At 59.2% G+C, this 8,212-nt stretch carries 6 protein-coding genes; 4 read left to right on the top strand and 2 right to left on the bottom strand.

What is annotated here, in order from left to right:
• The first annotated feature begins 144 nt into the window (after positions 1-144).
• Positions 145-432, top strand: coding sequence for an Asp-tRNA(Asn)/Glu-tRNA(Gln) amidotransferase subunit GatC (gene gatC / locus FJ398_23490; GenBank protein MBM3840863.1), 288 nt, complete (start codon positions 145-147; stop codon positions 430-432).
• Between the two features lie 518 nt (positions 433-950).
• Complete coding sequence (gatA, locus tag FJ398_23485; GenBank protein MBM3840862.1) at positions 951-2,423, top strand: Asp-tRNA(Asn)/Glu-tRNA(Gln) amidotransferase subunit GatA; 1,473 nt, start codon at positions 951-953, stop codon at positions 2,421-2,423.
• Positions 2,424-2,960: 537 nt separating this feature from the next.
• On the opposite strand, the gene FJ398_23480 is transcribed toward gatA, so the two are convergent.
• A complete protein-coding gene (locus tag FJ398_23480) occupies positions 2,961-4,364 on the bottom strand; it encodes a DUF1501 domain-containing protein (GenBank protein MBM3840861.1) in 1,404 nt (467 codons plus the stop codon).
• 233 nt (positions 4,365-4,597) lie between these two features.
• Positions 4,598-6,805 carry a DUF1553 domain-containing protein gene (locus tag FJ398_23475; protein ID MBM3840860.1) on the bottom strand — a complete coding sequence of 736 codons (2,208 nt, stop codon included), beginning with the start codon at positions 6,803-6,805 and terminating at the stop codon, positions 4,598-4,600.
• Positions 6,806-7,167: 362 nt separating this feature from the next.
• On the opposite strand from FJ398_23475, the gene FJ398_23470 reads away from it, so the two are divergent.
• A complete protein-coding gene (locus FJ398_23470; GenBank protein ID MBM3840859.1) occupies positions 7,168-7,392 on the top strand; it encodes a hypothetical protein in 225 nt (74 codons plus the stop codon).
• Between the two features lie 284 nt (positions 7,393-7,676).
• On the top strand, positions 7,677-8,075 hold the full coding sequence (locus FJ398_23465; GenBank protein MBM3840858.1) for a hypothetical protein: 399 nt from the start codon (positions 7,677-7,679) through the stop codon (positions 8,073-8,075).
• The last annotated feature ends 137 nt before the right edge of the window (positions 8,076-8,212 follow it).

The following is an 8,212-nucleotide window of genomic DNA, read 5'->3' as shown; positions in this document are numbered from 1 at the left end:
GCTAACGCCTCAACAACTCGCGTTGGATTTATGTTTGGAACCATTCAAAGAAAAATGAACGCGCCGGACAAATCTGCAAAAACGCCCAATATTTCATCTTTTCGCAAATCAATTTCCTAACACCCTCTGCAACCGCTTCCGATTATGCCCGCGGTAGAAATCGACGTAAACTACGTGGCCCATCTGGCGCGCATCGCCATCTCGCCGGAAGAAGCGGAGAAACTCGGCGCTCAGGTCGGGCAGATCCTGGCTTACATGGAGAAACTCAATCAACTGGACGTCAGCCAGGTCGAACCGACAGCCCATGCGTTCCCGCTCGTGAATGTGACGCGTCCCGACGAAGTCATGGCTTCGCTGCCCAACGAAGAAGCCTTGCGCAACGCTCCGGCCAGCGCCAACGGCCTCTTCGCCGTGCCGAAGATTGTCGAATAGGCGTGCGCTCCATGAAGTTCTTGTTCGGTGTCCAGCCTTTAGGCTGTCCTGTGTGGAACACGCTAAAGCGTGGACACCCAGCGAGCATCGGGTCATGGTGCCAACGTGCGAGCTTTTGGAGTGTGCGAGTCCTCTGCGCTCCCTACACGCGATTCTCCCGTCTAGAATCCCAACGGGATTCCGTCCCAAAGCCCAGGGTTGCGAGGAACGAGCTACCCTGGGGAATTGGAGGGAGATGCGCCAAACCCCAACGGGGTTGCGCCTTCGTTCTATCGGAGAGACGCAACCCCGTTTGGGGTTGGTTCCACCTCCCACATTCTGCCCAGGGTAGCTCGTTCCTCGCAACCCTGGGCTGGAGGACACAATCCCTTTGGGATTGGGGACAGCAGGCTTCAGATCCGTACAAGGAGCAGAATCTTCTGAGGCTTTCGATCCGCCCTCTGATCCAAAAGCGGCAGAAGACTGCCGCAGTCCAAAATGCTGCCGAATGGATCATCACCCTCTTCGGATGATCGCCCATGCCAAACCGCTTAACCATTTCTGAACTGAGCGTCCAACTGGCCCGGCGCGAAATCTCCGCTCGCGAAGCCGTCCAAGCTTGCCTGAGCCGGATTCAAGCGACCGACGGCCAGATCAAGGCTTTCCTCAGTTGCGACGAGACGGATGCTCTCGCGCAAGCCGACGCTGCCGATGCCGCGATTGCCAAAGGCGCAACGCACGCGCAGCAACCTCTGCTGGGCGTTCCCGTTGCTCTGAAAGATGTGATCGCGGTCAAGAACCAGCCTTTGAACTGCGGCTCCAAAATCCTTGGCCAGTACGTCTCCCCGTTCGACGCGACCGCGGTGGAAAAACTCAAAGCCGCCGGGGCCATCGTGTTTGGGCGGCTGAACATGGACGAGTTCGCCATGGGCAGCTCCACGGAGAATTCGGGTTTTCAAGTGACTCGGAATCCGTGGGACTTGACGCGCATCCCGGGCGGCTCTTCCGGAGGCGCCGCGGCTGCCGTGGCTGCCGACCAATGCCTGGCTGCGTTCGGTTCGGATACCGGCGGTTCGATCCGCCAGCCCGCCGCGCTTTGCGGATGCGTTGGCGTCAAGCCCACTTACGGAAGGGTCTCGAGATACGGTTTGGTGGCGTACGCATCGTCGCTCGATCAAATCGGCCCGTTGGCGAAATCGGTCCGGGACGCCGCGTTGTTGCTGCGCACGATTGCCGGGCATGATCGGAGAGATTCGACCACGATTCCGGAGCCGGTTCCGGATTACGCCGCAAGATTGAACGGGGACATCAAAAGTCTCAAGCTCGGCTTGCCCAAGGAATACATGGTGGGCGGCCTGGATCCGGAAGTGGAGCAAGCCATCCGCTCCGCCGTCCAGCAACTCCAGAAGCTGGGCGCTGAAGTCACGGAGATTTCCTTGCCGCACACGGAATACGCGGTCGCGACCTACTACATCATCGCCACCGCCGAAGCCAGCGCCAACCTCGCGCGCTTTGACGGCATCCGCTATGGACTCCGCGTGGAAGGGAAGGACCCGATCGAGCTTTATTCGCGGACGCGCGGCGCGGGGTTTGGCGCGGAGATCAAGCGGCGGATTATTCTGGGCACCTACGTTCTCAGCAGCGGCTATTACGATGCGTATTATCTGCGCGCGCAGAAAATCCGGACGCTCATTCGGCAGGATTTCCTCAAAGCGTTCGAGAAGGTCGATGCCATCGTGACGCCCACCTCGCCGACCGCAGCCTTCAAGATTGGCGAAAAGGCCGACGACCCGCTGCAAATGTATCTCATCGACATCTTCACGATCTCGGCAAACCTGGCGGGCATTTGCGGGATAAGCGTGCCTTGCGGTTTCACGAAAAACCCGAAACTGCCGATCGGCCTCCAACTGCTCGGCAAACATCTCGGCGAGGAAACGATCCTCCGCATCGCCCATGCCTACGAGCAGACCACGAGCTGGCATCGGGAGAAGCCGGAGTTTAGTGCGCGCTGAGATTTGAGGGGCCGGACGAGTTCAGTAACGGCGGTCGAACTCAACAGGAGCAAACGGAGATAACGGAGAGCGGGGCGCAAATCCGAGACGAATCCATCCAAAGGACGAATAATCTGAAAGGGATCGTGAGTTGGTTTTGAGGTTTTAATGCTTTGGGGATTTCGGCATTTGTCTCGGTTGTCAGATTGTCGAGATTCAAATTTGAGAACCTCAGAGGCCCTCGCTCACCGTTCATTGTGTTTTCTCCGTTGGCTCTGTTTTCTCCTGTGAGAAATCCAAGTCGAGAGGTTTTGATTGCCCAACAATCAACACGGTTGATGCCCCCAGTCGTTTTCCTTCAGATCCTTCTCAAAAAGGGCCATCTGTTCCTCTGGAGTCAGGTTGTTGGCTGGCGGAAGGCCGGAAGTCGTGGGAACGGCCGGGGCTGAGGCGGGCGGCAACACAGGATCGGAATCAGAAGCGCTCCTCACAGGGACTTTGCTTCGGGCCGATTCTGTCTGCGGGCCGAGAGGTGGTTGTGAATCATTCATGGTCAGCTCACGTCAACACTGCTTGCACCACATTCCCCGCCACGTCCGTCAGCCGGAAATCGCGCCCGGCATAGCGATACGTCAGGCGCGTGTGATCGATTCCCATCAAGTGCAGGATCGTCGCGTGGTAGTCGTGCACGTGGACGGGATTGGAAACGATGCTCGCGCCGTATTCATCCGTTTCGCCGTAAGTGATCCCGCCCTTGACTCCGGCGCCGGCGAGCAGACAGGTAAACGCTTTGGCGTAATGATTGCGGCCCTTGCCATTGCCACCGTCCGACCAGGGCGTGCGGCCAAATTCGGTGCCAATCACCACCAGCGTTTCGTCCAGCAGGCCGCGTTGTTTCAGGTCCTTCAGCAATGCGGCAATCCCCTGGTCCACGCGGCGCGCTTTCGGGCGGTGCTGCTGCATATCCCCGTGCGCGTCCCAGTTGTCGTGCGATCCGGTATCGATTAGCTCGACGACCCGCACGCCGCGTTCGAGGAGTCGCCGCGCGATCAAGCATTGCCAGGCGAAGGATTTTTTGTCTCCGGCCGCAACGCCATACATTTTCAGAACCGATTCCGATTCGCCGGCGAGGTCGAAGACCTGCGGCGCTTCGCGCATCATGCCGACAGCGGTGTCGAAACTGCTTGTCCGCGCGCGCAGCTTCAGATCGCCGGGGCGTGCGCTGGCGTGCAGTTCGTTCACGTCCCGGAGCATGATTTGTTCGAGCTCCTGAAGTGTCACCGAGCGAGCGGGTGAACGCAGGTTGGGAATCGGATCGTCGCCGGGCTGAATGCGGACGCCTTGATGGTAAGGCGGCAAGAAATTGCTGTCCCAGACTTGCGCGCCCGCATACGGCAAATGCTCCGCCAGCACGACGAACGACGGCAAGTTCGGATTCAGCGTCCCCAGACCGAAACTGATCCATGACCCGATGCTCGGCAGCGGAATCGTGGCTGAACCGGTGTGCATGGCGAGTGTCCCCTGGAAATGCTCGACGATGTCCGTGTGCAAGGTGCGGATGACACAAAGGTCGTCGGCGACGGACTGGAGGTTCGGAAAGAGTTCGCTGATCATCAATCCCGACTGGCCGCAGGCGCCAAAAGTGAAGGGCGAGGCGAGCAAAGGAAGCGGTTTGGATTCGTCGGGACGGAGTCCAAACGCTGGAATTGGCTTGCCATGGCTCGCCTGGAGCTTCGGCTTCGGATCAAAAGTGTCCAGGTGTGAAAAGCCACCGGTCAGGAAAATGAAGAGAAGCTGTTTGGCTTTCGGCGGATAATGCGTGGGCCTGGGCGCGAGCGGTTGGCCGTCGTTGAGTTGCGCGGCCAGGGAAAGCCAGGGGTGCAAGCCAACCGCGCCAAGCGTCAGCACCGAACCGGAAAGAAATTGGCGCCGGCTAACGCTTAAGTCGCATGAGCAGTTCATGACTGTTCCCAATTATACAGTGTCATCTCGCCAGGCAAAAGGAGCGCGGACAGCCTTGTCCGCGCGTTTCTGCGGTGTTCCTTGTGCACGGATTTTCCGGATGCACAATGCTCGCCCGTTGGGATTGACCGCAATGGCTCGCAGATCCGCGAAAGGTGTAGAGTCCGCTGCCGCCGTTGGCAGCAGCGTTCACTGACGCGAGCGTGAGCCAGGAACCAGAGATCGAGATCCCGTCAATCCACATACACAAATTCATTTGCCGTAAGAAGAATCCGCGCGTAACTCGTCCAGGCGTCCAAGTCGCGGCTGGCTTCGGGCGAAGCAGTCCGAGCCAGTTCATTCTTGTAGCGTTGAAGATAGCCCACGGCCTTTTCCACTTCGGTCGGCTGCGGCAGGCGCGACCACGCCAATTCGTGCGCCTGGCGAATGCGCTCACAATCTTCCTGCGCCGACTCAAGCAAACGCCGCGCAAACGCCGCGGCCTGTTCCTGGACAAACTGGTTGTTCATCATGAACAACGCCTGCAGCGCGACCGTGGATTCCGTGCGCGTGTCGGTCGTGGTGTTCGGGTCCGGGCCGTCGAACAGCGCCAGGAAAGGATGCCGCTGAATGCGCTGGGTCATCAAATAGACGCTCCGATGATTCGATTCATAGATTGCCTTGAAGGGCGAGTGCTGCGTGAACGTCCACGTCTCCATGGACGGGAATGGGTGGGGCTGCGGGCGCTTGAGGTTCAACTGCCCGGCGACCGCGAGTGTCGCATCGCGGATCGATTCCGCATCCAGCCGGCGCCGGTCGAAGCGCCAGTAGAGTTTGTTGTCCGGGTCGCGACGCCCGTTATCTTCGGCGTGAGCGCTGGCCAACTGATAAGTCTCGGAAGTCATGATGAGCCGGTGCATCGCCTTCACAGACCAGCCGCTCTCCAGGAAGCGCCGGGCGAGATCGTCCAGAAGATCGGGATGCGTCGGCTCGTCGCCGCGCAAGCCGAAGTTGGATGGCGTGGCCACGATGCCCTTCCCGAAATGATGCTGCCAGATGCGATTCACCATCACGCGCGCCGTGAGCGGATTCTCGGGCGAGGTGAGCCATTGCGCTAATTCCAGGCGGCCGCTTGATCCTTCGGGGATAAAGAAGGGAGCAGACGCCGCGAGCACTTTGGGCGGACCGCGCTTAATGCGTGGCCCCTTGTCATCCGGGTTCCCGCGCATCTGGAGGAAGGCATCGGCGGCTTTCCCTTCACAAGCCGCATAGGCCACAGGCAGATCAGTCGGCGCGCCCGGCCGTTTCCGTTTGCGCAATTCGGCCTGGAGCGGTTTCAGTTTTTCTTGAAGCTGTTTGTTGATCTGCTCGCGGGATTGTTCGAGGGAGGCCAACTCGGCCCGAACTTCTTCAGCGCTGCCCGCCACGGATTCCAGATCGCGAATCTGCTTTTGCTTCGCCTCGATCCGCTCCTTGAGGCGGGCGATTTGCTTGGCCAATTCGCTCTCCGTCTCGGCGCGCTTGATCTCGGACTCCAGCTTCTGAAGCGACTGCTCGTAGGCGTTGAGGCGAAGCGCCGAGTCCATCGGCGGCGAAAGGGCGAGGAAGCCGCTGCGCGGGAAATTCTTGGATTGGAATTCCTCTGAACCTGCGTAGGGAAAGCGCGTGCTGTCGAAAATCCCGTAAAGCGCATAGTAATCCTCCTTCGTGACCGGATCGTATTTGTGATCGTGGCAGCGCGCGCAACGGAGCGTCAGTCCGAGGAAAGCGCGGCCCGTGGTCTCAATCGTGTCTTCGAGCGTGAGATGCCACAGCTCAAACGGCGCGGTGGCGTAGCGGCGGGAAAGCGCCAGAAAACCCGTGGCGACGACGCGCTCGGCGTATTTCTCCGGCGGCCCTTGCTTGGCCAGAATATCGCCCGCCAGTTGTTCCCGCACGAACTGGTCGTATGGCTTGTCTGCGTTGAACGAGTCGATGATGTAATCGCGGTAAAGGTGGATTTCAGGGATCGGGTAATCGGCATTGTCGCCCGCGGTGTCGGCGTAGCGCACAACATCCATCCAATGCCGGCCCCAGCGTTCGCCGTAGCGCGGCGACGCGAGCACTCGCTCCACCAATTGAGCGTAAGCGTCCGGCGAAGCATCCGCCAGGAAAGCTGCAACCTCTTCAGGACTGGGCGGCAGACCGATCAAGTCGAAGTAAACGCGCCGGATCAACGTCTGCTTATCCGCGCTGCTGACCGGGGCCAGGCCTTTCTCCTGGAGTTTGGCAATGACGAACCGGTCGATTGGATTGACGGACCAGCCTTGAGGATCGGACGGAGGGTGAACGTTTTTGATGGGCTGGAAAGCCCAGTGGCCTGGCGGTTCGGCCGAAGCCGGGCCGACGGCGAGCAAGGCTATCCAGAAGATCCGCGGGCTGCGCATGGTGTCGGTTGCAGTTGGCGACGAGTTGATTTCCATTCTTTATACCACGAGTGGAGGGGTTCCAAAAGGTACTTTTGTGCCGGGGCGATTCCGCTCTATTGCTCATTCGCGGATTCAAGTCTTCGGGCGTTCAAAACGCTTTCATGACGGGTGCGATTAAAACTGTCGGTTAACGAAGTCTTCTCCCTCTCTTCCCGAAGGGAGGAGAGGGCTGGGGAGAGGAGGTGCGTTGGCTCGCCTCTCATATTTCCAAGAAACCCCTCTCTCCAACTCTCTCCCCCTCGTTCCTCGCGGGGAGAGAGGGAAGTCAATCGGAGTCGCTGACCGACACTTTTAATCGCACCCTTTCATGACTTCATGCCTTGCGCCAAGCCCGGTCCGCTGATACGGTCAATCTTATGGATGTCGCCATGCCAGCGGGAGTTCTTCCCGACTATTTCGAGAAGCTGGAAGCCCGCATCCTGCAGGAATTCGCAGAGGGTGTCGCCACTTGGGGGCAGAGTGTTACCGCCCTGTCGCGTTGGGAACAGGAGCACCTGGTTGACAATCCTACCATGGATGATCTCGCCACGCATCGCCGCACTGTTGACCAGTCGGGAGCAGTTCCTGGATGCACTCGGTGACCGGTATCGGCAATTCCTGCGCGCTCGCCGCAAACCATCGACAATGCCTCCCAAGGCGTGATGAACCTGAACAAAACCTCCGCAGACAACTTTTTCTTTGAACGGAATTCCCCAGCGTGCGAACTCAGGAAAACCTCGTCGAGGTAATGTGCGACGTAGGACGCGCGGCGCGAGCAGCGAGTCTCTCTTGCGCGACACCGGTGCCAAAAGTACTGTTGCGCCACGCAGTCTGGAGCCGGCACACAGTCGGCAATCGAATCAACGATAGGCATTGTCGCACGCGTATGGCATTTGAGGATGATTTTGACACACTGGATAGGCTGCTTCTCGCCAAGTCCACCGATTACGAGAAGATGCATGCGACGCTTCAGGCGATCCGCCGGTTGAAGGAGTTTGCACAGATGATGAGTCCCGCCCAGGACAGGCTTTACGCATCCGTTGCACGAGGTCATCGGAAAGTGCTCGGTCATCTGGAGGTCGGGGACGTAGCAGCGGCGACGCGCGAGGCCACGAAAGCAGTCGCTTGGTTTTACGTCAGGTTCCAGGGAGATGATCCGAACGCGATGACTCAGTGTCCAGAGGTTGCGGAGGAGCTTCTTAAGGTTCGAGCGTTTGCTGCGCGCAGCGAGACTCTCAGAGAGGCAATCGGCAAGACGACAGGACGTGAAATACACGATACCTAAACTCAGAGCGTGTCCGAAAATTCCGCGGGGTCCTGTTTTCGCGCCAAAGGCCGGATGGCGAGGCGCGACGAAGGAGAATATCCTCCCTGGATCTTCGACTGAGGAGCAACGAAGCCAGGCGGCCTTTGGCGCGAAAA

The organism is Verrucomicrobiota bacterium (assembly GCA_016871535.1).
Lineage (GTDB): Bacteria > Verrucomicrobiota > Verrucomicrobiia > Limisphaerales > SIBE01 > VHCZ01.
Note: the sequence above shows the minus strand (reverse complement) of the source record. Positions and strands in the feature narration are given on the sequence as shown.

Excerpts from the sequence above, each read along its gene's own strand:
- FJ398_23480 (MBM3840861.1), bottom strand. The coding sequence starts at position 4,364 with ATGAACTGCTCATGCGACTTAAGCGTTAGCCGGCGCCAATTTCTTTCC.
- gatA (MBM3840862.1), top strand. The coding sequence starts at position 951 with ATGCCAAACCGCTTAACCATTTCTGAACTGAGCGTCCAACTGGCCCGG.
- FJ398_23470 (MBM3840859.1), top strand. The coding sequence starts at position 7,168 with ATGGATGTCGCCATGCCAGCGGGAGTTCTTCCCGACTATTTCGAGAAG.
- gatC (MBM3840863.1), top strand. The coding sequence starts at position 145 with ATGCCCGCGGTAGAAATCGACGTAAACTACGTGGCCCATCTGGCGCGC.
- FJ398_23465 (MBM3840858.1), top strand. The coding sequence starts at position 7,677 with ATGGCATTTGAGGATGATTTTGACACACTGGATAGGCTGCTTCTCGCC.
- FJ398_23475 (MBM3840860.1), bottom strand. The coding sequence starts at position 6,805 with ATGGAAATCAACTCGTCGCCAACTGCAACCGACACCATGCGCAGCCCG.